Source organism: Massilia sp. 9I, from assembly GCF_902506415.1.
Taxonomy (GTDB): domain Bacteria; phylum Pseudomonadota; class Gammaproteobacteria; order Burkholderiales; family Burkholderiaceae_D; genus Telluria.
Genome location: NZ_LR733275.1, coordinates 3,724,693 through 3,744,205, shown reverse-complemented (window position 1 = coordinate 3,744,205; position 19,513 = coordinate 3,724,693). Strand labels below are relative to the sequence as shown.

Annotated in this window: 22 protein-coding genes; 12 read left to right on the top strand and 10 right to left on the bottom strand. The window is 64.4% G+C overall.

The window, feature by feature from the left end; genetic code table 11:
* Positions 1 to 4 precede the first annotated feature (4 nt).
* The 7 genes from GV068_RS16765 to GV068_RS16735 all read left to right on the top strand — a co-directional run bounded on the left by GV068_RS16765 (position 5) and on the right by GV068_RS16735 (position 5,425).
* Positions 5 to 616: an ABC-type transport auxiliary lipoprotein family protein gene (locus GV068_RS16765; protein ID WP_308637337.1), complete on the top strand. Its 612-nt coding sequence runs from the start codon at positions 5 to 7 to the stop codon at positions 614 to 616.
* Positions 613 to 1,791, top strand: a complete 1,179-nt coding sequence (locus GV068_RS16760) for a VanZ family protein (protein WP_159700218.1) — start codon at positions 613 to 615, stop codon at positions 1,789 to 1,791. The genes GV068_RS16765 and GV068_RS16760 overlap by 4 nt, the downstream gene beginning before the upstream one ends.
* A gap of 49 nt (positions 1,792 to 1,840) precedes the next feature.
* A complete protein-coding gene (locus GV068_RS16755) occupies positions 1,841 to 2,170 on the top strand; it encodes a ferredoxin (RefSeq protein ID WP_159700215.1) in 330 nt (109 codons plus the stop codon).
* Positions 2,171 to 2,191: 21 nt separating this feature from the next.
* Positions 2,192 to 2,821 carry an alpha/beta hydrolase gene (locus GV068_RS16750; RefSeq protein WP_159700212.1) on the top strand — a complete coding sequence of 210 codons (630 nt, stop codon included), beginning with the start codon at positions 2,192 to 2,194 and terminating at the stop codon, positions 2,819 to 2,821.
* 100 nt (positions 2,822 to 2,921) lie between these two features.
* Positions 2,922 to 4,067 (top strand): D-alanyl-D-alanine carboxypeptidase family protein, encoded by a 1,146-nt coding sequence (locus GV068_RS16745; protein ID WP_159700209.1) that lies wholly within the window; start codon positions 2,922 to 2,924, stop codon positions 4,065 to 4,067.
* Between the two features lie 108 nt (positions 4,068 to 4,175).
* Positions 4,176 to 5,102 carry an aldo/keto reductase family oxidoreductase gene (locus GV068_RS16740; protein WP_159700206.1) on the top strand — a complete coding sequence of 309 codons (927 nt, stop codon included), beginning with the start codon at positions 4,176 to 4,178 and terminating at the stop codon, positions 5,100 to 5,102.
* Between the two features lie 11 nt (positions 5,103 to 5,113).
* A complete protein-coding gene (locus GV068_RS16735) occupies positions 5,114 to 5,425 on the top strand; it encodes a metal-sensitive transcriptional regulator (protein ID WP_159700203.1) in 312 nt (103 codons plus the stop codon).
* A 33-nt stretch (positions 5,426 to 5,458) separates the two neighbouring features.
* Here the strand turns inward: GV068_RS16735 and pssA are convergent, their stop codons facing one another.
* A complete protein-coding gene (pssA, locus tag GV068_RS16730) occupies positions 5,459 to 6,247 on the bottom strand; it encodes a CDP-diacylglycerol--serine O-phosphatidyltransferase (RefSeq protein WP_229464272.1) in 789 nt (262 codons plus the stop codon).
* Positions 6,248 to 6,386: 139 nt separating this feature from the next.
* Between pssA and GV068_RS16725 the strand changes: the two genes are divergently transcribed.
* Both GV068_RS16725 and GV068_RS16720 read left to right on the top strand, forming a co-directional pair.
* On the top strand, positions 6,387 to 7,361 hold the full coding sequence (locus GV068_RS16725; RefSeq protein ID WP_159700197.1) for a CAP domain-containing protein: 975 nt from the start codon (positions 6,387 to 6,389) through the stop codon (positions 7,359 to 7,361).
* Positions 7,358 to 7,975 (top strand): Hpt domain-containing protein, encoded by a 618-nt coding sequence (locus tag GV068_RS16720; RefSeq protein WP_229464270.1) that lies wholly within the window; start codon positions 7,358 to 7,360, stop codon positions 7,973 to 7,975. Before GV068_RS16725 ends, GV068_RS16720 begins: the two co-directional genes overlap by 4 nt.
* On the opposite strand, the gene GV068_RS16715 is transcribed toward GV068_RS16720, so the two are convergent.
* The 7 genes from GV068_RS16715 to rpmH form a co-directional block, all read right to left on the bottom strand.
* Positions 7,965 to 8,177 (bottom strand): hypothetical protein, encoded by a 213-nt coding sequence (locus GV068_RS16715; protein WP_159700194.1) that lies wholly within the window; start codon positions 8,175 to 8,177, stop codon positions 7,965 to 7,967. The two genes, GV068_RS16720 and GV068_RS16715, sit on opposite strands and share 11 nt — an antisense overlap.
* Before the next feature lie 290 nt (positions 8,178 to 8,467).
* Positions 8,468 to 9,040, bottom strand: coding sequence for a DUF1439 domain-containing protein (locus GV068_RS16710; protein ID WP_159700191.1), 573 nt, complete (start codon positions 9,038 to 9,040; stop codon positions 8,468 to 8,470).
* A 78-nt stretch (positions 9,041 to 9,118) separates the two neighbouring features.
* Positions 9,119 to 10,495 (bottom strand): tRNA uridine-5-carboxymethylaminomethyl(34) synthesis GTPase MnmE, encoded by a 1,377-nt coding sequence (mnmE, locus tag GV068_RS16705; protein WP_159700188.1) that lies wholly within the window; start codon positions 10,493 to 10,495, stop codon positions 9,119 to 9,121.
* Positions 10,496 to 10,562: 67 nt separating this feature from the next.
* The gene (gene yidC, locus GV068_RS16700; RefSeq protein ID WP_159700183.1) at positions 10,563 to 12,236 is read right to left on the bottom strand and encodes a membrane protein insertase YidC; all 1,674 of its coding nucleotides are present in this window, start codon (positions 12,234 to 12,236) and stop codon (positions 10,563 to 10,565) included.
* A gap of 10 nt (positions 12,237 to 12,246) precedes the next feature.
* A complete protein-coding gene (gene yidD / locus GV068_RS16695) occupies positions 12,247 to 12,513 on the bottom strand; it encodes a membrane protein insertion efficiency factor YidD (protein WP_159700179.1) in 267 nt (88 codons plus the stop codon).
* Positions 12,510 to 12,905 carry a ribonuclease P protein component gene (gene rnpA, locus GV068_RS16690; protein WP_159700176.1) on the bottom strand — a complete coding sequence of 132 codons (396 nt, stop codon included), beginning with the start codon at positions 12,903 to 12,905 and terminating at the stop codon, positions 12,510 to 12,512. Before rnpA ends, yidD begins: the two co-directional genes overlap by 4 nt.
* A gap of 33 nt (positions 12,906 to 12,938) precedes the next feature.
* Positions 12,939 to 13,073, bottom strand: coding sequence for a 50S ribosomal protein L34 (gene rpmH, locus GV068_RS16685; RefSeq protein WP_040378179.1), 135 nt, complete (start codon positions 13,071 to 13,073; stop codon positions 12,939 to 12,941).
* A gap of 459 nt (positions 13,074 to 13,532) precedes the next feature.
* Between rpmH and dnaA the strand changes: the two genes are divergently transcribed.
* The 3 genes from dnaA to gyrB all read left to right on the top strand — a co-directional run bounded on the left by dnaA (position 13,533) and on the right by gyrB (position 18,837).
* On the top strand, positions 13,533 to 14,936 hold the full coding sequence (gene dnaA / locus GV068_RS16680; protein ID WP_159700173.1) for a chromosomal replication initiator protein DnaA: 1,404 nt from the start codon (positions 13,533 to 13,535) through the stop codon (positions 14,934 to 14,936).
* A gap of 140 nt (positions 14,937 to 15,076) precedes the next feature.
* The gene (gene dnaN, locus GV068_RS16675) at positions 15,077 to 16,183 is read left to right on the top strand and encodes a DNA polymerase III subunit beta (RefSeq protein ID WP_159700170.1); all 1,107 of its coding nucleotides are present in this window, start codon (positions 15,077 to 15,079) and stop codon (positions 16,181 to 16,183) included.
* 152 nt (positions 16,184 to 16,335) lie between these two features.
* Positions 16,336 to 18,837: a DNA topoisomerase (ATP-hydrolyzing) subunit B gene (gyrB, locus tag GV068_RS16670; RefSeq protein ID WP_373888415.1), complete on the top strand. Its 2,502-nt coding sequence runs from the start codon at positions 16,336 to 16,338 to the stop codon at positions 18,835 to 18,837.
* Between the two features lie 70 nt (positions 18,838 to 18,907).
* On the opposite strand, the gene GV068_RS16665 is transcribed toward gyrB, so the two are convergent.
* Together GV068_RS16665 and GV068_RS16660 are read right to left on the bottom strand one after the other, a co-directional pair.
* Positions 18,908 to 19,207, bottom strand: a complete 300-nt coding sequence (locus GV068_RS16665; protein ID WP_159700167.1) for a hypothetical protein — start codon at positions 19,205 to 19,207, stop codon at positions 18,908 to 18,910.
* A gap of 2 nt (positions 19,208 to 19,209) precedes the next feature.
* Positions 19,210 to 19,392, bottom strand: a complete 183-nt coding sequence (locus GV068_RS16660; RefSeq protein WP_201303304.1) for a hypothetical protein — start codon at positions 19,390 to 19,392, stop codon at positions 19,210 to 19,212.
* Positions 19,393 to 19,513 lie beyond the last annotated feature (121 nt).

The following is a 19,513-nucleotide window of genomic DNA, read 5'->3' as shown; positions in this document are numbered from 1 at the left end:
CAACGTGACCGCATACCGCTCCTTTATCGCTCTCGCCGTGACCCTCGTGCTGGCCGGCTGCGCCAGCAACAAGGCCCAGGAAAGCACCACCTACGATTTCGGTCCCGCCGCCATGACGCAACAGGCCGCCACCGCCCCGGCCGGCATGCCGGCCCTGGTCGTGATGGACGCCACCGGCCCCGCCGCCCTCGAGAACGAGCGCATGTACTACCGCCTGAACTACGCCGATGCGCTGCAGGCCCGCACCTATGCCAACAGCCGCTGGGCCAGCAACCCGCTGCAGATGCTGACCCAGCGCGTCAAGACGCGCCTGGCGCAGTCCGGCATGAAGGTGCTCTCAAGCACCGACGCTTCCACCAACGTGCCGCTGCTGCGCGTGGAAGTCGACGACTTCGTGCATGCCTTCACCGGCGTAGCGCAGAGCGAAGGCCAGATCACCCTGCGCGCCTCGCTGTTCAGCGACCACCGCCTGCTCGACCAGCGCAGCTTCACGCGCACCACGTCCTCACCGAGCGCCGATGCGCCGGGCGGCGCACGGGCGCTGGCCGCCAGCACCGACGCCCTCGCCGCCGACATCCTGGCCTGGCTGGCGACGGTCGACACCCGGAAACGATGACCAAATCGAGCGTCAGCGTCGAGCAGCGCGAGCGTCCGCGTGAAGGACGCGGCTCGCCCATCTCGCGCGCGGCGCTGCTGGCCTACCTGCTCCTGATTATCTACGCCAGCTGGTACCCGTTCTCGGGCTGGCGCGACAGCGGCCTGCCCCTGTTCACCTTCCTCAACCTGGTCAAGCAGCGCTACTGGACCGGCTTCGACGTCGGCGTCAACATCTTCGGCTACGCCCCGCTCGGCATGCTGCTGGTGCTGTCGATGTATCCGCGCATCCGCGGCATCTGGGCGGTGCTGCTGGCGGCCGTCGCCGGCGTGCTGGTGACGCTCACGATGGAAACAGTGCAGAACTTCCTGCCCAGCCGCGTGCCGTCCAACCTCGACCTGTTCACGAATGCCGGCGGCTGCCTGCTGGGCGCCATCCTCGGCGCATGGTGGGCCCCCGGCCTGCTCGACCGCAGCCGCCTGTTCCAGCTGCGCCGGCGCTGGTTCGCGCCCTACGCCAGCCAGGGCCTGGTATTGGTGGCGCTGTGGCCGCTGGCGCAGATCTACCCGCAAAGCTATCTGTTCGGCCACGGCCAGGTGCTGCCCATCATCTCGGAATGGCTGTCGCGCTGGTTCGATACCGAGATCGACCTGGTCAGCATGCTGCGCCCGGACACCGTCATGACGGTGGAGCAGTACTGGCTGTCCGAGACCATCATCACGGCCTGCGGCATGACCGGCGCCGTGCTGACCCTGATGTGCCTGGTGCGCCGCAACGCCCCGCGTTTTCTCCTGATGGTGGTCTTCCTCGCCACCGCGCTGCTGCTCAAGACCCTGGCCAGCTCGCTGCTGTTCCGGCCCGATAACGCTTTCGTGTGGGTGACGCCGGGCGCCGAGGGCGGCTTCATCATCGGCCTGATCATGCTGGCCGGCCTGGTATTCGCGCCCCAGGTGGCCCAGCGCCGGCTGGCGGTGGTGACGCTGGTCCTGAGCCTGATCGTGGTGAACACGATCCCGGTGAATCCCTACTTCGTCTCCACCCTGCAGGGCTGGGTGCAGGGGAAGTTCCTGAACTTTAATGGCGCGGCCCAGTTCCTGTCCCTGCTGTGGCCCTTCTTCGCACTGTGGTTCCTGCTGCTGCCCTCGCACAAGCTGAACCGCCAGGAGCCGCGACCCGGCGCGCCCGACGGGGCGTGATGCCGTATCATGGCGCCTTGCGCCTGCGCCACCATTTGACGAGACCGACATGAACGACGACGCCAAACCCTTTTACAAGCACCACGTCTTCTTTTGCATGAACGAGCGTGAAGGCAAGGATGCCCGCCAGAGCTGCGGCAAATGCGGCGCCGAGAAAGCACAGAAGCACGCCAAGAAACGCATCAAGGAACTCGGCCTGAACGGCGAAGGCAAGGTGCGCATCAACCAGTCCGGCTGCCTGGACCGCTGCGAGGAAGGCCCGGTGCTCGTGGTCTACCCGGAAGGCACCTGGTACACCTACGTGGACACGGCCGACATCGACGACATCATCGACACCCACCTGGTGGGCGGCCAGGTCGTGGAACGCCTGAAAATCTGATTACAAGTAGAGCAAGCCGCAATGAACAAGTACTCCCACAAGTTTACCCTCGACGGCCGCGCCGGCAAGATGCAGTGCATCCTCGACCTGCCGGAAGCCGCCCCGCGCGGCATCGCCCTGGTGGCGCACCCGCACCCGCTGTACGGCGGCACCATGGAGAACAAGGTGGCCCAGACCCTGGCGCGCACCTTCGTCAACCTCGGCTACGCCACCGCGCGCTTCAACTTCCGCGGCGTGGGCGAGTCGGAAGGCGTGCATGACGACGGCCGCGGCGAGGTGGACGACATGGAGGTCATGTACCAGCACATGACCGAACAGTATCCGGGCCTGCCGGTCGCGCTGTCGGGCTTCTCCTTCGGCACCTTCGTGCAGGCCCAGTTCCAGCAGCGCCTGATTGCGGAGGGCCGCCCGGCCGAGCGCCTGGTGCTGGTCGGCACCGCCGCCGGCAAGTGGCCGATGCCGCCGGTACCCGCGGACACCATCCTGATCCACGGCGAACTTGACGATACGATCACGCTGCAGGAAGTGTTCGACTGGGCGCGCCCGCTCGACATCCCGGTGACCGTGATCCCGGGCGCCGACCACTTCTTCCACCGCAAGCTCGGCCACATTAAAAATCTTGTCGTAGAAATGTGGCGGCGTGACATTTGACGCCAGCGCTGTGCAATAATTAGGCTCTTCTTCCAAGGCAATACTTGACGGTGTTGCCTTGCGCACTACTGCATTGGCATTTTTTACAGGCTTATCTCCCATGAAAAAACTGTTAGCGGCCGTGGCCGCCAGCCTGCTGATGGCTTCGGCCAGCGCACAGACCGTGCCGGCACCGACCATCGCAGCCAAGTCGTGGCTGCTGCTCGACGCGACCAGCGGCCAGGTCATCGCGGCGCAGGATCCGCACGCGCGCATCGAACCGGCTTCGCTCACCAAGGTCATGACGGCCTACGTGACCTTCGCCGCGATCCGCGACAAGCGCCTGACGCTGAACACGATGGTGAACGTCTCGACCCGCGCCTGGAAAGTCGACGGCAGCAGCTCGAAGATGTTCATCGATCCGGCCACGCCGGTGTCGGTCGACGACCTGCTGCACGGCCTGATGATCCAGTCGGGTAACGACGCCGCGGTGGCGCTGGCGGAAGCGGTGGCGGGCGACGAAGGCACCTTCGCCACCCTGATGAACCGCGAAGCGCAGCGCATGGGCATGAAGAACACCCGCTGGGCCAACCCGCACGGCCTGCCGGATGCGAACAACTACTCGACCGCGAGCGACCTGTCGATCCTGGCCGCGAACGTGATCAAGGACTTCCCGGAGTTCTACAAGATCGACTCGATCAAGCAGTTCACCTACAACAAGATCACCCAGCAGAACCGCAACCGCCTGCTGTGGCTGGATCCGACCGTGGACGGCATGAAGACCGGCCACACCGAGTCCTCGGGCTACAGCATGATCGCCTCGGCGCGTCGCCCGAACGGCAACGCCGGCCAGCGCCGCCTGATCTCGGTGGTGCTGGGCACCGCCTCGGATTCGGTGCGTACGCAGGAAAGCCAGAAGCTGCTGAACTGGGGCTTCCAGAACTTCGACACCGTCAAGCTGTATTCGAAGGGCCAGGCAGTGCAGACCGTGCCGGTGTGGAAAGGCTCGGAATCGACCGTGAAGCTCGGCTTCACCCGTGACGTGCTGGTGACGGTGCCGAAGGGCGTGGCAGGCAAGATGAAGCCGGTCCTCGAGCGCAAGGACCCGCTGGTCGCCCCGCTGGCGCGCAATGCGCAGGTCGGCTCGGTGAAGATGATGGTCGACGGCAAGCCGCTGATCGCGCTGCCGATCGTGACGCTGGACGAAGTGCAGGAAGCAAGCATCTTCGGCCGCGCCTGGGATTCGATGCGTCTCTGGATGCAGTAATCCGGCGCCAGCCCCTCATGAAAGCCCGCCCGTGCGAGAAGCCGGGCGGGCTTTTTGTTTTTGCATGCCCCGCTATAATCGTGCCATTCACACCAAGGACCCACCGCGATGACCCACCCCCTGCCCGCCGACCTGCACTGCCCCCGCATCGCCACGCGCGAGGGCGGACTCGAACTCTCGCGCATCGTGGCCGGCATGTGGCGCATGAACGAATGGGGCATGCCGGTGGCGCAGCGCGTCGCCTTCATCGAGCAGTGCATCGAACTGGGCGTCACCTCGTTTGACCACGCCGACATCTACGGCGACTACGGCGTGGAGGGCGTGTTCGGCGAAGCCCTGCGCGCCCAGCCTTCGCTGCGCGCGCGCATTGAACTGGTGAGCAAGTGCGGCATCAAGCTGATCTCGCAGAAGCGCCCGCAGCACGCCATCCAGCACTACGACACCACGGCGGCGCACATCGTCGCATCATGCGAGGAATCGCTGCGCCAGCTGGGGACCGACTACCTCGACCTGCTGCTGATCCACCGTCCCGATCCGCTGATGGACTTCGACGAGATCGCCGAGGCCTTCACCCGCCTGCAGCAGGCCGGCAAGGTGCGCCACGTCGGCGTGTCGAACTTCACGCGCCACCAGTTCGAGTGCCTGAACCGCCGCGTGCCGCTCGCCACCAACCAGGTCGAGTTCTCGCCGATGTACACCGCCCCGATGTTCGACCAGACCTTCGACGGCATGCAGGACCTGCGCATCGCGCCGATGGTGTGGTCGCCGCTGGGGGGCGGCCGCCTGTTCACGTCAAGCGATGCGCGCGCATCGGAAGTGCGCAGCGTGATCCAGGAAATCGCCGAGCGCATGGAACAGCCTTTCGCCAGCGTGCTGTTCGCCTGGATCATGCAGCTGCCGAGCCGCCCGATCCCGCTCACCGGCACCGGGCGCTTCGAAGCGATCCGCGAAGCGGTGGCGGGAACCCGCTTCCAGCTCGAACGCGGCGACTGGTTCCGCATCCTGCGCGCGGCGCGCGGTCACGAAGTGGCGTAGGCCCGAGCGCCATGGCCGACACCCCGCTCAAGATCGTCGAGGGCAGCGCCCTCACCGCCCAGCAGAAGAAGGACCTGCTGAACCGGCTGGCGCGCATCGAAGGCCAGCTGCGCGGGGTGCAGAAACTGGTGGCGCTGGCGGCCGGGCCCGCGGACGTGGATGCCGTGGCCCAGCAGATGGCGGCGGCGCGCAAGGCGCTCGACCGCTCCTTCGTGCAGCTGCTGGCCGGCGCGGTCCAGACCCAGACCGGCAATGCCGCCGACCTGGAGGAAGCGCAGGCGCGCGCGGCGCACCTGGCGGCGATGCTCGATAAGTTTGCGTAGCGTGGGCGGGAGACCCGCCCACGCTACGAAGCCTTAGTCTTCATAGACCTTGGGCGGTGCGATGCCGCGCCAGCCGGTGCGCCATGCGATGTTGAGCAGCAAGGTCGCACTCACGTACAGCAGGAAGAACAGCACGAAGAAGCGCGTCTGCAGCACCGCGAGCAGCACCGCGCACACGGCCAGCAGCGCCAGCATCACCTTGCCGCGCGGGTGCTTCGAGCTCGGGAAGCGGATGGTCGAGACCATCAGCGTGCCCACCGCCACCATCAGGGCGATGATCGCGAAGCATTGCGCCATGGTGGTCGCCGGATCGGGCCAGGCCACCACCACCGAGGCCACGCAGGCCGCGCCGGCGGTGATCGGCATGCCGACGAAGTAGCGCGGGTCGGTGCGGCCGACCATCACGTTGAAGCGCGCCAGGCGCAGCGCGCCGCAGGTGACGAAGATGAAGCAGGCCAGGCCGCCCATGCGCACCAGGGTCGGGTGCGCGGCACTCTGCTGCGCGAAGCCATAGCAATACAGCAGGAGGCCCGGCGCGCAGCCGAAGTTCATCACGTCGGCGATCGAGTCGAGCTGCACGCCGAAGCTGGACTGGGTATTGGTGGCGCGCGCCACGAAGCCGTCGAGCGCATCGAACACGCCGGCCAGCACCAGCAGGATCGCGGCCAGCCGGTAGTCCGACGGGGCGCCGACGTGCGCATTGTCGACCGAGATCACGATGCTGCCGAAGCCGCAGGCAATCGACAGCAGCGTCACGAAACTGGGCAGGGCGAACTTGGCGCGCGCGAGGCGTTCGCGGCTGGTGGGCTTAGGTTGCGACAATTGGCGACTCGGCAATAGGGACGATGCCATATTCTACAGGGAGCGAAATAAGCTGGCGTCGCGCAACACCGCAGCGGGCATGGTGCGGTGTTTTGCTCTAGAATGTCGCTTCATTTTCAGTATTGACAGGAGTTGTAATATGAGCTATATGCCGCGCTGGCGTTCCCTCATTGCCGCATTGGTGGCCGCATCGACCCTGGCCGCTTGCGGTGGCGGCGGCACCGACAGCGACAGCACGGGCGTAAGCGTCACCCCGTCCGGAAGCAACCAGACGCCGGCCACGCCGAGCGCGGTGCCGGGCGATAACGCGCCTGTCTCGGTCGGCAACATCGCCGTCGATGGCCGCAACTGGATCAACTACCGCCGCGCCCAGCTCGGTGTGCCGACCGTGACCGAGAATGTGCTGATCAATAATGCGGCGCTGGGCCATTCCGAGTACCTGCGCACGAATAACGTGATGAGCCACGACCAGAAGACGGGCAATCCGGGCTTCACCGGCGTGACGCTGAAGGACCGCCTGAATGCGGCCGGCTATACCATTCCGGTCAACGGCTATGCGTATGGCGAGGTGATCTCGGGCACGACCAACGGCAGCGGCTTCTACATGGCCGAGGAGCTGATCACCGCGATCTTCCACCGCTTCGTGATGTTCGAGCCGAAGTTCCGCGAGATCGGCACCGGCGCCGCCACCTCCTCGAGCCGCTACAACTATTTCACCGCCGACTTCGCGACCCGCAACGGCTTCGGTCCCGGCATCGCCGCCAACGCCATCGTCATCTGGCCTTTCAGCGGCCAGACCGGCGTGACGCCGAACTTCTTCAGCGACAGCGAAGACCCGGATCCGGTCCAGGGCATCAATGAAGTTGGCTATCCGATCAGCGTGCACGCCAACATCGACGCCCCGGTAACGATGCAGACCTTCACCGTGCGTCCGCGCGGCGGCAGCAACCTGCAGGTACAGATGGTCGCCTCGTCGACCGACCCGAGCAAGCGTACCGCCATCGCGATCGTCCCGCTGGCGCCCTTGAAGAGCGCCACCACCTACGACGTCAGCTTCGCCGGCACGGTGAACGGCGCTCCGATCACGCGCGACTGGTCGTTCACGACGCGGTGAGCGGACTCCCCTCCGCCATCAGTAGCGGCGCCGGCCTGGAGCCGGCGCTCGACACCGCCGCGGGGCTCGATCGCATGATGGGCGACGCGGCGATGTACCTGCGCGTCCTTTCCCGTTTCCGTTCCGAGTACGCCGGCAATGTGGCGCGCCTGCGCGCCGCCCTCGCCCTTGGGGACCTGACCCTGGCGCACCGCATCGCCCATACCCTGAAGGGCGCGGCGGCGATGATCGAGGCGCGCGGCCTGCGCGCGCTCGCGGTGGAGATGGAACAGCTGCTGCGCAGCGGCACCCACGCGAACGCCGCGCTGGTCGACCGGCTGGAGGCCGAGCTGGCGCGCGTGATGGCGCAGGTGGATGCCCAGATTGCCGCATCCGGCGGCGGCCCTGCCCCGATCGAGGCGGGATTAAACGACAGCGAGCTGGCGCGCCTGTGCGCGCTGCTCGACGTCGGCGACAGCGGCGCCCAACGGTTCATGGCGGAGAAGCGCGCCGGTCTGCGCATCCGGCTGGGTGCGGCGCGCATGACGGAACTGGAGACGGCGATGGCCGCGTTCGACTACGAACGAGCCCTGCGCGTGCTCGACGCCCACGGAGGGCGCCAGCCTAGCGGGTAAACTCCGCTTCCTCGTCGAACGAATCGGCGCAGGTCTTGCCGCAGAAACGGCGCACGCTGTCGAGCGGTTTCTCGCAGTACCAGCACGATCCTTTCGCAGGCAGGCTGGCCCGCGATGGCATGACGGAGGGTACGGCAACCGCTGCGAGCACTGGCTCGGTCGCCAGCCCGTTCTCGGGAAAACTTTCCTGTGTCGTTTCCAAGATCCACCCCCTACACGACAGACTGAAGTCCAACCAAGATTACTTCAGCGGAACATCGTGCCCATGAGAAACCTCAAGCGCGGACCGCGGCGGGTTCGCGCCACGGCAGTTCAGTGCCAATTCACTCGTCTCAGTGTGCGCCGAATGGACTGGCTCTGCAATCCTGAACTGTTGATTCGACTTTGGAACAACAATTCCTCCAAAGACTTACATCGCATCCTGCGATCGTTCGCAAAAATAATAGCGTATCGCTAATTTCCGCGCTTGAGGCCGTGTACGTGGCGGAAAAACTACTTCGCCGGCTCCAGCGTTACGAGCAAACCAGAGCGTGTGGTTTCGATGCGAGTCGGGATGTACTGCACGCCTGCGTAGCGCAGGTCGTCCGGGTTGAAGGTGTAGACCGGGGTGTCGCGCACCACGGTGTCGATCAGGGTACTGGCCACGCGCGCTAGCTGGCGCTCGGTCTCGGGGCTGGCGCCGACCACGATGCGGTCGACCCGCGGCTCTGCCATCATCACAGCCGGGCGGCCGGGATCGACGTAGAGGCGGCCGGAAAAGGCCAGGCTGCCGCTCCAGGCGTCGCGTGCGAAGGGGGGCGAGACCGAGGCGTCCAGCTCTAACGCTACCCGATCGGCTTCCGGCTGGATCGACAGCTGCGGCCGCGACAGGCGGATGTCGAACACCTGCAGCAGGCGGTTGTTCATGGGGAAGCGGCGCTCGAGGCCGGCCTGCAGCTTGTGCAGGGGTAGTTCGACCTTGCGCGGGCCGACCAGGCTGGCGCAGGAGGACAGCAGCGTGCAGGCGGCAAGCGCCAGGCCCGCGCCCATCATCCGGCGCCGATTCAAAACGGGTGTCTTCGTCATGTTGTTCTCCAGTACAGTCCGTAGGGCAAGCCTAGCACGCCACTACAGGCTGGACCGTGACGATACGCTCTTCCCCCGTTATTTCCCGATGCAGAAGCGGCTGAAGATCACGCCCAGCAAATCGTCCGGCGTGAACTGCCCGGTGATGCTGGAGAGCTGGTCCTGCGCCAGGCGCAACTCCTCGGCGAACAGGTCGAGCGACTGGTCGTCCTGCATCGCATGCTGGCGCGCCAGCTCCAGGTGCTCGCGCGCGGCGCGCAGCGCGATCAGGTGGCGTTCGCGCGCCAGGTAGAGCGATTCGCCGGTCTGCTGCCAGCCGGCGATGCGCAGCAGCTCGGCGCGCAGCAGGTCGATGCCGAGCTTCTCGTGCGCCGACAGGTACAAATGGGTGGCGTCGGGCGACACGTCCATCGAAGGCTTGTGGCCGGACAGGTCGATCTTGTTCCAGATGCGCACCACCGGCACGCCCTGCGGGAACGCGGCGACGATCTTCTCATCCTCCGCGCTCGGGCCCAGGTTGGCGTCCAGCAGGTGCAGGATCACGTCGGCCTTGCCGACTTCGCCCCAGGTGCGTTCGATGCCGATGCGCTCCACGACATCGATGCCTTCGTCAGTGCGGATGCCGGCGGTGTCGATGATGTTGAGCGGGATGCCTTCGATCTGGATGGTCTCGGTGACCTTGTCGCGCGTGGTGCCGGCGATCGGCGTGACGATCGCGACGTCCGCGCCGGCCAGGGCGTTCAGCAGCGACGACTTGCCGACGTTCGGCTGGCCGACCAGCACCACGTTCAGGCCTTCGCGCAGCAGCGCGCCTTGCGCCGCCTGGCGGAACACGTTCTCCAGCGCCTCGATGATGCCGGCCAGCTGGCCGCGCGCATTCGACTTCTCGAGGAAGTCGATCTCCTCTTCCGGGAAGTCGAGGGTGGCCTCGACCAGCATGCGCAGATTGATGGTCTGGTCGACCAGGTGGTGCACCACCTGCGAGAACGCGCCCGACAGCGATTGCGAAGCCGACCTGGCGGCGGCTTCGGTGGAGGCGTCGATCAGGTCGGCCACCGCTTCGGCCTGGGCCAGGTCCAGCTTGTCGTTCAGGAAGGCGCGGCGGGTGAACTCGCCCGGCTCGGCCAGGCGCAGGCCGAGCGGGCCGCCCGCTTCGAGCACGCGGGCGAGCAGCATCTGCAGCACCACCGGGCCACCGTGGCCGTGCAGTTCGAGCACGTCTTCGCCGGTATAGGAATGCGGGCCGGGAAAATACATGGCCAGGCCCTGGTCGATCACGTCGCCGTTCGCTGCCTTGAAGGGGATATAGGTGGCGTGGCGCGGAGCCAGCTTCACGCCCGGGAACAGGGCGTCGATCAGCGCGACGAGCGCCTTACCGGAGGCGCGCACGACGCCGATGCCGCCGCGGCCGGGGGCGGTGGCGATGGCGGCGATGGGAGAGGTGTCGAGTTTCATGGGGCGATTGTAAAGGATGTAAAAAAGCCCGCGCGGACGCGGGCTTTCGGGTGAGACCGGAAGAGACTTACTTCGCCGCGCCGGTCTCGAACTTCTTGGTGATGACCCACTGCTGGGCGATCGACAGGATGTTGTTGACCACCCAGTAGAGCACCAGTCCCGACGGGAAGAACACGAAGATCACCGAGAACGCTAGCGGCATGAACAGCATCATCTTCGCCTGCACCGGATCGGCCGGCTGCGGGTTCAGCTTGGTGGTGATGTACATCGAAATCGCGTAGATGATCGGCAGGATGAAGTACGGATCGCGCTGGGTGAGGTCGGTGATCCACAGGATCCACGGCGCGCCGCGCATCTCGACCGACGACTGCAGCACCCAGTACAGGGCGAAGAACACCGGCATCTGCACCAGGATCGGCAGGCAGCCGCCCAGCGGGTTGATCTTCTCGGTCTTGTACAGCTCCATGGTGGCCTGCTGCATCTTCTGCGGGTCGTTCTTGTAGCGCTCGCGGATCGCCTGCATCTTCGGCGTCACCACGCGCATCTTGGCCATGCTGCGGTAGCCGGCCGCCGACAGCGGGAAGAAGGCCAGCTTGATCAGGACGGTCAGGGCGACGATGGTCCAGCCCCAGTTACCCAGCAGCGCGTGCAGGTGGTCCATCACGAAGAAGATCGGCTTGGCGATGATGGTCAGCATGCCGTAGTCCTTCACCAGCTCCAGGCCCGGCGTGATGGTTTCCAGGGTCTTTTCGTCCTGCGGGCCCGAATACAGGCGCGACTCGGTCGAGACGGTGGCGCCCGGCGCCACGCTGCCCAGCGGCTGCACGGTGCCGATCGCGTACAGGTTGGTGGCGATCTTCTTGGTGAAGATGTCGCGCTGCGCCTTGTCGGCCGGGATGAAGGCCGAGACGAAGAAGTGCTGCGAGATCGCGACCCAGCCGTTGTTGGCCTTGGTCGAGTGGGTCGCCTTGCCCTTCTCGATTTCCTCGAAGGTCAGCTTCTGGTACTTGTCTTCCGCGGTGTACAGGGTCGGGCCGGTGTAGCTCGACATGAACCACGAGTCGTTGGCCGGCTTGTTGCCGTCGTGCTGCAGCTGCAGGTAGAGCGATGGCTGGACCGGCGCCTGCGACAGGTTGGTCACGTCATGGCGCACGCCAATGGTGTAGTCGCCCTTACGGAAGGTGAAGGTCTTGGTCAGGCGCACGCCGCCCTGCTCCGCGTCCAGCACCAGTTGCACGTTGCCGTTGGCGTCACGGGTCGGCGCGCCGCCGCGGACCGTGAACGGGGTCTGGTGGTTCGGCAGGACGCCGGCCGGGGTCGAGCCGATCAGGCCGGTCTGGCCGAGATAGGTGTTCGGACCGCCGACGTTGAACAGCACCTGGTTCTTGGTCTTGTCGAAGTGGTCCGCGAACTTCAGCAGTTCGAGGCGCTTGATGACGCCGCCGAGGGTGTCGATGTCGGCCTTCACCACGTCGGTGGTGACGGTGACGCGCTGGCTGACCGGCGCGGCTGCGGCTGGCGCGGCGCCCGGGACAACCGGAGCGCCCGGCACGGCGGCGGCGCCCGCTTGCGCGGCGGCCGGCACGTCGTTCGGCTTCGGTTGCTGCTGCGCCACCTGGGCGGCCGGCGGCGCCGGCGAGAACAGTGACTGCTTACCGTTGGCCACCATCCAGTTGTTCCAGAGAACAATCAGGGAAATGGCGAACACGATCCACAGGACGGTACGTTTATTGAGTTCCATTGGAGTCTAGTCAGGAGTGGTTACAACCGCGAGCGGCTGGTGGAGGTTGCTTGTGCTGGTCCGCGGCCGGCGGGACGAAGTCGACGCCGCCCGGGTTCCACGGATGGCAGCGGCACACACGGCGCGCAGCCAGCAGCGAACCGCGTGCGGCGCCATGGACGCGCAGCGCTTCGATCGCATAGTTGGAGCAGGTCGGGTAGAAACGGCATTTCTGCCCGAGGAGCGGGGACAGCAGCAGCTGGTAGCCGCGAAGGAACCAGACCAGCAGCGTCTTCATGGTGAGGGCGGCGCAGGGCGGCGTGGTCGCTGCGAAGCGAACAGGCGCGTGAGCTCGGCGCGCAGCTCTTTTTTCAGGGCGCGCGTGGTGGCCGGCCCGTCCTTGCCGTTGACCGGGCGCGACAGGCGCACGATGCAATCGACCGGCTGGAGCTGGTTGGTGCGGAATACTTCGCGCGTGACGCGCTTGATCGTATTGCGGGTGACGGCGCGCGGTGCGAAGCGCTTGGCCGCGACGACGCCCAGCCGCGCGTGCGGCAAGGTCGATGGTCGGGTGTAGAGCACGAAATGCGCGGATTTTTGCGTCGGCCGCAAACGAAAAACGGATGAAAACTCATCCGTTTTAACGATACGCCGAACGCGCGCGAAGTCGTGCGAACCCTCGCCTGTCATGGCCGACCGCGTCGATCTGCTGGTCTAAGGAACTTAGACAGCCAGGCGCTTGCGGCCCTTGGCGCGGCGGGCGTTCAGGACTTGACGGCCACCACGGGTAGCCATACGTGCGCGGAAGCCGTGCGTACGCTTGCGACGGACGACGGAAGGTTGGTAAGTACGTTTCATGGTGGTCTCGCTTAAAGCAAAAGTAAGTGCAAAATCGGGTCTGACGTCGTGTCAGGATTCGTCGCCAATGACAGTTCGCAGATGGTTAAGCCAGCGTCACGCCACAGGGATACTCGTTTTCGCCCGGACAACCTTGTGCCGACGATGTCAGCTTGATATGGCGCACGGACGGGGAACCCTGAATTAGACACGATTTGCAGTCCAGCTGTCAAGAATGCTGTTGTTTCCTGATGAGCCTGCGTCATGCGGTTTCGGTTGAAAATTATGGGCCCAACCCTCGGGACACTTCGAAAAACCGTCGCGAGCGGCAGCAATGGTGGTTGAGAAGCGCAGCTGTACGAGGAGTACAGCGAGCATCGCAAACCGCCAGTGCAACGCGCAGCAGGTTTTTCGAAGTGGCCTGTGGATAACTTTGGCAGAGACAGGTAAAATAGCGTGTTACGTATCAATTAGCGAAGTATGGAAAATTTTTGGCAGACCTGTTCCGCGCAACTGGAACTCGAGCTGACGCCGCAGCAATACAGTGCGTGGATCAAATCGCTGGTCGTCCTCGATTACGAGGACGGCAAGCTGCGCATCGCCGCACCGAACCGGTTCAAGCTCGACTGGGTCAAGACGCAGTTCGCCACCCGCATCACCGAGCTCGCCTGCCAGTACTGGGAAGCCCCGGTCGAGGTGCAGTTCGTGCTCGACCCGAAGAACAGCCCGGCCAAGAAGCCGGCGGGTCCCGCCACGGCCGGCGCCGGCGAAGGCGGCGCGGCGCCTGATTTCAATGCGCCCCGCCCTGCCGAACCGTCTCCGAGCCAGGGCAACGTGAACATCGCCAACTCGCCCAAGCGCGAGCAGAGCCGCATCAACACGGACCTGACTTTCGACAGCTTCGTGACCGGTAAGGCCAACCAGCTGGCGCGCGCCGCCGCGATCCAGGTTGCCAATAACCCGGGCGTCTCGTACAACCCGCTGTTCTTCTACGGCGGCGTCGGCCTCGGTAAGACCCACCTGATCCATGCGATCGGCAACCAGGTCATGGCCGACAACCCGAACGCGCGCATCCGCTACATCCACGCCGAGCAGTACGTGCGCGACGTCGTCACCGCCTACCAGCGCAAGGGCTTCGACGACTTCAAGCATTACTACCATTCGCTCGACATGCTGCTGATCGACGATATCCAGTTCTTCGGCGGCAAGAGCCGCACGCAGGAAGAGTTCTTCTATGCGTTCGAGGCGCTGATCGCGGCCAAGAAGCAGATCATCATCACTTCGGATACCTATCCGAAGGAGATCACCGGTATGGACGACCGCCTGATCTCGCGCTTCGACTCCGGCCTGACGGTGGCGATCGAGCCGCCGGAGCTGGAAATGCGCGTGGCGATCCTGCTCAAGAAGGCGCAGTCGGAAAGCGTGACCCTGTCGGACGACGTGGCCTTCTTCGTAGCGAAACATTTGCGCTCGAACGTGCGCGAGCTGGAAGGCGCGCTGCGCAAGATCCTGGCCTACTCGCGCTTCCACGGCAAGGACATCACCATCGACGTGGTGAAGGAAGCCCTCAAGGATCTGCTGTCGGTGCAGAACCGCCAGATCTCGGTGGAGAACATCCAGAAGACGGTGGCGGACTTCTTCAACATCAAGGTGGCGGACATGTATTCCAAGCGCCGCCCGGCGAACATCGCCCGCCCGCGCCAGATCGCGATGTACCTGGCCAAGGAGCTGACCCAGAAGAGCCTGCCGGAGATCGGCGAGCTGTTCGGCGGGCGCGATCACACCACCGTGCTGCATGCGGTGCGCAAGATCGCGCAGGACCGCCAGAAGAATGCCGAGTGCAACCATGAGCTGCATGTGTTGGAGCAGACGCTGAAAGGCTGACCGCGTGGGCGGGAAACCCGCCCACCCTACGAAAACCGGGATTCGGCCCAATATTCGGGGGAGTTTGTGTTAATCCCCGGCAATTGGCAAAATAGTGTTAGAGCAATAAGACCATTAATAATTATTAACTGAGGATATCTATGCAACTGGTCAAAACCACCCGAGACACGCTTCTCCGGCCACTGCAGATCGTGAGCGGTATTGTCGAGCGTCGGCACACTATGCCGATTCTGGCCAATATCCTCATTCGCAAGGACGGCGAAAGCGTCTCGTTCCTCTCGACCGACACCGAAGTCCAGATCACCACGCTCGCGAACATCGGTTCGGGCGACGACGTGACCGGCACCACGGTGGCGGCGCGCAAGCTGCTGGACATCCTGCGCGCGCTGCCAGAATCGGGCGACGTCACCATGACCCTGCAGAACAAGCGCCTGGCCGTCCAGAGCGGCAAGTCGCGCTTCGCCCTGCAGACCCTGGCCGCGGAAGAATTCCCGACCGTGTCGGTGGCCGACAGCTACAACGCCACCGTCACCCTGCCGCAGAAGACGCTGAAGCACCTGTTCAACATGGTGCACTTCTCGATGGCCCAGCAGGATATCCGCTATTACCTGAACGGCCTGCTGCTGGTGCTGGACGGCCAGAACATCATCGCCGTGGCGACCGACGGCCACCGCCTGGCCTTCTGCCAGGTGGAGACCGAGCAGTCCTTCGAGCGCCAGGAAGTGATCATCCCGCGCAAGACCATCATCGAACTGCAGCGCCTGCTGGAAGAAAGCGACGAGGAAGTGCGTCTCGATATCGCCGCCTCGCAGGTGAAGCTGACCTTCGCCGACATCGAGCTGGTCTCGAAGCTGGTTGAGGGCAAGTTCCCTGACTACACCCGCGTGATCCCGAAGGGTTACAAGAACGAGTTCACCATCGGCCGCGACGAGCTGCTGCGTTCGCTGCAGCGCGCCGCCATCATGACCAGCGATAAGTTCAAGGGCGTGCGCTGCATCATCGAGCCGGGCGTCATGAAGATCAGCTCGACCAACGCCGACCAGGAAGAGGCGGTCGAAGAACTCGAGATCGACTACGGCGGCGACACCATCGACATCGGCTTCAACGTGACCTACCTGCTCGACGTGCTGAACAATCTCAAGTGCGACCAGGTGAACATCGCGCTGGGCGATTCGAATTCGTCGGCGCTGATCTCGATTCCCGAGAATGGCGACTTCAAGTACGTCGTCATGCCGATGCGGATCTAATCAGCGAGCAGCCGACACGCCCGAGATAGGAATTAGCCTCAACCCGTCGTCCCGGCGCAGGCCGGGATGACGGTTCAGGGGCTGCTGGTAAAAGGCGAAGCAGCCTGGCAATCAAGCAGTCCCTGAATTACCCGTTATATAGAAAGCAGTCCATGTCCGAGAATACCCAACCAGAAATGACTCCCGCCCCGAAGGCGGACGAATACGGCGCGTCCTCGATCCAGATCCTGGAAGGCCTGGAAGCGGTGCGCAAGCGCCCGGGCATGTACATTGGCGACACCTCGGACGGCACCGGCCTGCACCACCTGGTGTTCGAGGTGCTCGACAACTCGATCGACGAAGCCCTGGCCGGCTACTGCACCGAGATCCACGTCACCATCCACTCCGACAACTCGATCTCGATCACCGACAACGGCCGCGGCATCCCGACCGGCGTCAAGATGGACGACAAGCACGAGCCGAAGCGCTCGGCGACCGAGATCGCCCTGACCGAACTGCACGCCGGCGGCAAGTTCAACCAGAACTCGTACAAGGTGTCCGGCGGCCTGCACGGCGTCGGCGTCTCCTGCGTGAACGCCCTGTCCAAGCTGCTGCGCGTGACCGTGCGCCAGAAGGGCAAGGTCCACCAGCTCGAATTCGTACGCGGCGTGCCGATCGACCGCATCATCGAGGTCGTCGACGGCGTCGAAGTCTCGCCGATGAAGGTCCTCGGCGACACCGACAAGCGCGGCACCGAAGTGCACTTCTGGGCCGACGAGGAAATCTTCACGCACGTCGAGTTCCACTACGAGATCCTGAGCAAGCGCATCCGCGAGCTCTCGTTCCTGAACAACGGCGTCAACATCAAGCTGAGCGACCACCGCACCGGCAAGGAAGAAGTGTTCGCCTTCGAAGGCGGCACCCGCGGTTTCGTCGAGTACATCAACAAGGCCAAGACCGTCCTGCACCCGACCGTGTTCCAGGCAACCGGCGACCGCGTATCCGACCAGGGCACCAACATTTCGGTGGACGTGTCGATGCAGTGGAACGACGCCTACAACGAGCAGGTGCTGTGCTTCACCAACAACATCCCGCAGCGCGACGGCGGCACCCACCTGACCGGCCTGCGTGCGGCGATGACGCGCGTGATCAACAAGTACATCGACGAGAACGACTTCGCCAAGAAGGCGAAGGTCGAGATCTCGGGCGACGACATGCGCGAAGGCCTGACCTGCGTGCTGTCGGTGAAGGTGCCGGAGCCGAAGTTCTCGTCGCAGACCAAGGACAAACTCGTGTCGTCGGAAGTGCGCGGCCCGGTGGAAGAGATCGTGGCCAAGACGCTGACCGACTTCCTGATGGAGAAGCCGAACGACGCCAAGATCATCTGCGGCAAGATCGTGGAAGCCGCCCGTGCCCGTGAAGCGGCGCGCAAGGCGCGCGACCTGACCCGCCGCAAGGGCATCATGGACGGCCTGGGCCTGTCCTCGAAGCTGGCCGACTGCCAGGAACGCGACCCGGCGCTGGCCGAGCTGTACATCGTCGAGGGTGACTCGGCAGGCGGCTCCGCCAAGCAGGGCCGCGACCGCAAGTTCCAGGCCATCCTGCCGCTGCGCGGCAAGGTGCTGAACGTGGAAAAGGCGCGTTTCGAGAAGATGCTGTCGTCGGAGCAGATCACCACACTGATCGCGACCCTCGGCACCTCGATCGGCCCGGACGAATTCAACGTCGACAAGCTGCGCTACCACCGCATCATCATCATGACCGACGCGGACGTCGACGGCGCCCACATCCGCACCCTGCTGCTGACCCTGTTCTACCGCCAGATGCCGCAGCTGGTGGAGCGCGGCCACATCTACATCGCGCAGCCGCCGCTGTACAAAGTGAAGGCCGGCCGCGACGAGCGCTACCTGAAGGACGACGTTGAGGAAGCCAGCTACATGATGACGTTCGCGCTGAACGCCGCCTCGCTGATTCCGCGCGAAGGCGCCGACCCGATCTCCGGCGAAGCGCTGAGCGAGCTGGTGCGCCAGTACAACCTGTCGAACGCCATCATGATGCGCCTGACCCGCGTGATCGACCGCGCCGCGCTGACCGCGATTACCGGCGGCGTCACGCTGGACATGAGCACCCTGGAGAAGGCGGAAGAATCGGCCAAGGCGATGGAAGCGGCGATCAAGGATCCGGCCGTGAAAGTGGTCGTGCGTTCGGACGAGCTGTCCGAGAAGCACTCGCTGCGCATCGAGCGCATGCGCCACGGTAACGTGAACGTCACCTCGATCGACGCCGACTTCGTGCTGAGCAATGATTACGCCGTGCTGGCCAACGCGGCCGCCACCTTCCAGGGCCTGATCGGCGAAGGCGCCATCATCCGCCGCGGCGAAGGCGACAAGATGAAGGAGTTCGCGGTGCGCGGCTTCCACGAAGCCATGATCTGGCTGCGCGAAGAAGCGGAACGCGGCGTGAGCAAGCAGCGCTACAAGGGTCTGGGCGAGATGAATCCGGAACAGCTGTGGGAAACCACGATGGACCCGACCGTGCGCCGCCTGCTGAAGGTGCAGATCGAAGACGCGATTGCGGCGGACCAGATCTTTACCACGCTGATGGGTGACGAAGTGGAACCGCGACGTAACTTCATTGAGAGCAATGCGCTGCAGGCGGGGAACATCGACGTCTAAGCGCTCTGCGTTTCAAAGCAAACGGCCTCTTCGTGAGGCCGTTTTTATTTGTATGCTCTATCAGCACGAACTACTCGATGTCTTCCTCATACTCGCTCAGACGTTTCAGCACTGCTTGATTCTTTGCATACTTGCGCTTCAGCTGCGCAAGCTTCTTGTCGGTTCCGGTGCAGAGCTTTCGGATTTCCCGTTCGACTTCCCGCATGCGCTTTTCGTCTGGCGGGTCCGGGAACTCCCCTCGGAAATGCTCACATCCGTCACGCTGTTTCACATACTTGGCAACATCGGCGGGAAGCTTGGGTTCCGCCGCGCTCACCGAACCAAGACTAAACAGAAAGGCGGCAACCACTGTTTTGGTTGTAGTTCGCATCGTTATGCTCCCGTGTCGGACCAATGTGCGTCATCACGACCATTGCGGTTGTACTTGATGACGCCGTAGCTTGCACCCACACGATGAAGCTCACGGTTCATGCCTGTGCGCGGCAACCTGTCGATATCGATGAGTTCGCCGTATGCATCGCGTATCAGCAGGTCTCCAGACCAGTTAATGCTCATATCGATGCCGCATCCAACGGTGTGCCGCGATCGGAGTGAGGGTGCGACACCCAGCCGCACCATGTCAAATCCCCGGACCATATCGCGCCGCTGCAACAGAGTCGGCGTCCGAGTATTCACC

Bases quoted from the DNA above. Each gene is read 5' to 3' on its own strand.
- GV068_RS16760 (WP_159700218.1), top strand. From the start codon at position 613: ATGACCAAATCGAGCGTCAGCGTCGAGCAGCGCGAGCGTCCGCGTGAA.
- GV068_RS16755 (WP_159700215.1), top strand. From the start codon at position 1,841: ATGAACGACGACGCCAAACCCTTTTACAAGCACCACGTCTTCTTTTGC.
- GV068_RS16750 (WP_159700212.1), top strand. From the start codon at position 2,192: ATGAACAAGTACTCCCACAAGTTTACCCTCGACGGCCGCGCCGGCAAG.
- GV068_RS16745 (WP_159700209.1), top strand. From the start codon at position 2,922: ATGAAAAAACTGTTAGCGGCCGTGGCCGCCAGCCTGCTGATGGCTTCG.
- GV068_RS16740 (WP_159700206.1), top strand. From the start codon at position 4,176: ATGACCCACCCCCTGCCCGCCGACCTGCACTGCCCCCGCATCGCCACG.
- GV068_RS16735 (WP_159700203.1), top strand. From the start codon at position 5,114: ATGGCCGACACCCCGCTCAAGATCGTCGAGGGCAGCGCCCTCACCGCC.
- GV068_RS16725 (WP_159700197.1), top strand. From the start codon at position 6,387: ATGAGCTATATGCCGCGCTGGCGTTCCCTCATTGCCGCATTGGTGGCC.
- GV068_RS16710 (WP_159700191.1), bottom strand. From the start codon at position 9,040: ATGACGAAGACACCCGTTTTGAATCGGCGCCGGATGATGGGCGCGGGC.
- mnmE (WP_159700188.1), bottom strand. From the start codon at position 10,495: ATGAAACTCGACACCTCTCCCATCGCCGCCATCGCCACCGCCCCCGGC.
- yidC (WP_159700183.1), bottom strand. From the start codon at position 12,236: ATGGAACTCAATAAACGTACCGTCCTGTGGATCGTGTTCGCCATTTCC.
- yidD (WP_159700179.1), bottom strand. From the start codon at position 12,513: ATGAAGACGCTGCTGGTCTGGTTCCTTCGCGGCTACCAGCTGCTGCTG.
- rnpA (WP_159700176.1), bottom strand. From the start codon at position 12,905: ATGACAGGCGAGGGTTCGCACGACTTCGCGCGCGTTCGGCGTATCGTT.
- rpmH (WP_040378179.1), bottom strand. From the start codon at position 13,073: ATGAAACGTACTTACCAACCTTCCGTCGTCCGTCGCAAGCGTACGCAC.
- dnaA (WP_159700173.1), top strand. From the start codon at position 13,533: ATGGAAAATTTTTGGCAGACCTGTTCCGCGCAACTGGAACTCGAGCTG.
- dnaN (WP_159700170.1), top strand. From the start codon at position 15,077: ATGCAACTGGTCAAAACCACCCGAGACACGCTTCTCCGGCCACTGCAG.
- gyrB (WP_373888415.1), top strand. From the start codon at position 16,336: ATGTCCGAGAATACCCAACCAGAAATGACTCCCGCCCCGAAGGCGGAC.
- GV068_RS16665 (WP_159700167.1), bottom strand. From the start codon at position 19,207: ATGCGAACTACAACCAAAACAGTGGTTGCCGCCTTTCTGTTTAGTCTT.
- GV068_RS16660 (WP_201303304.1), bottom strand. From the start codon at position 19,392: ATGAGCATTAACTGGTCTGGAGACCTGCTGATACGCGATGCATACGGC.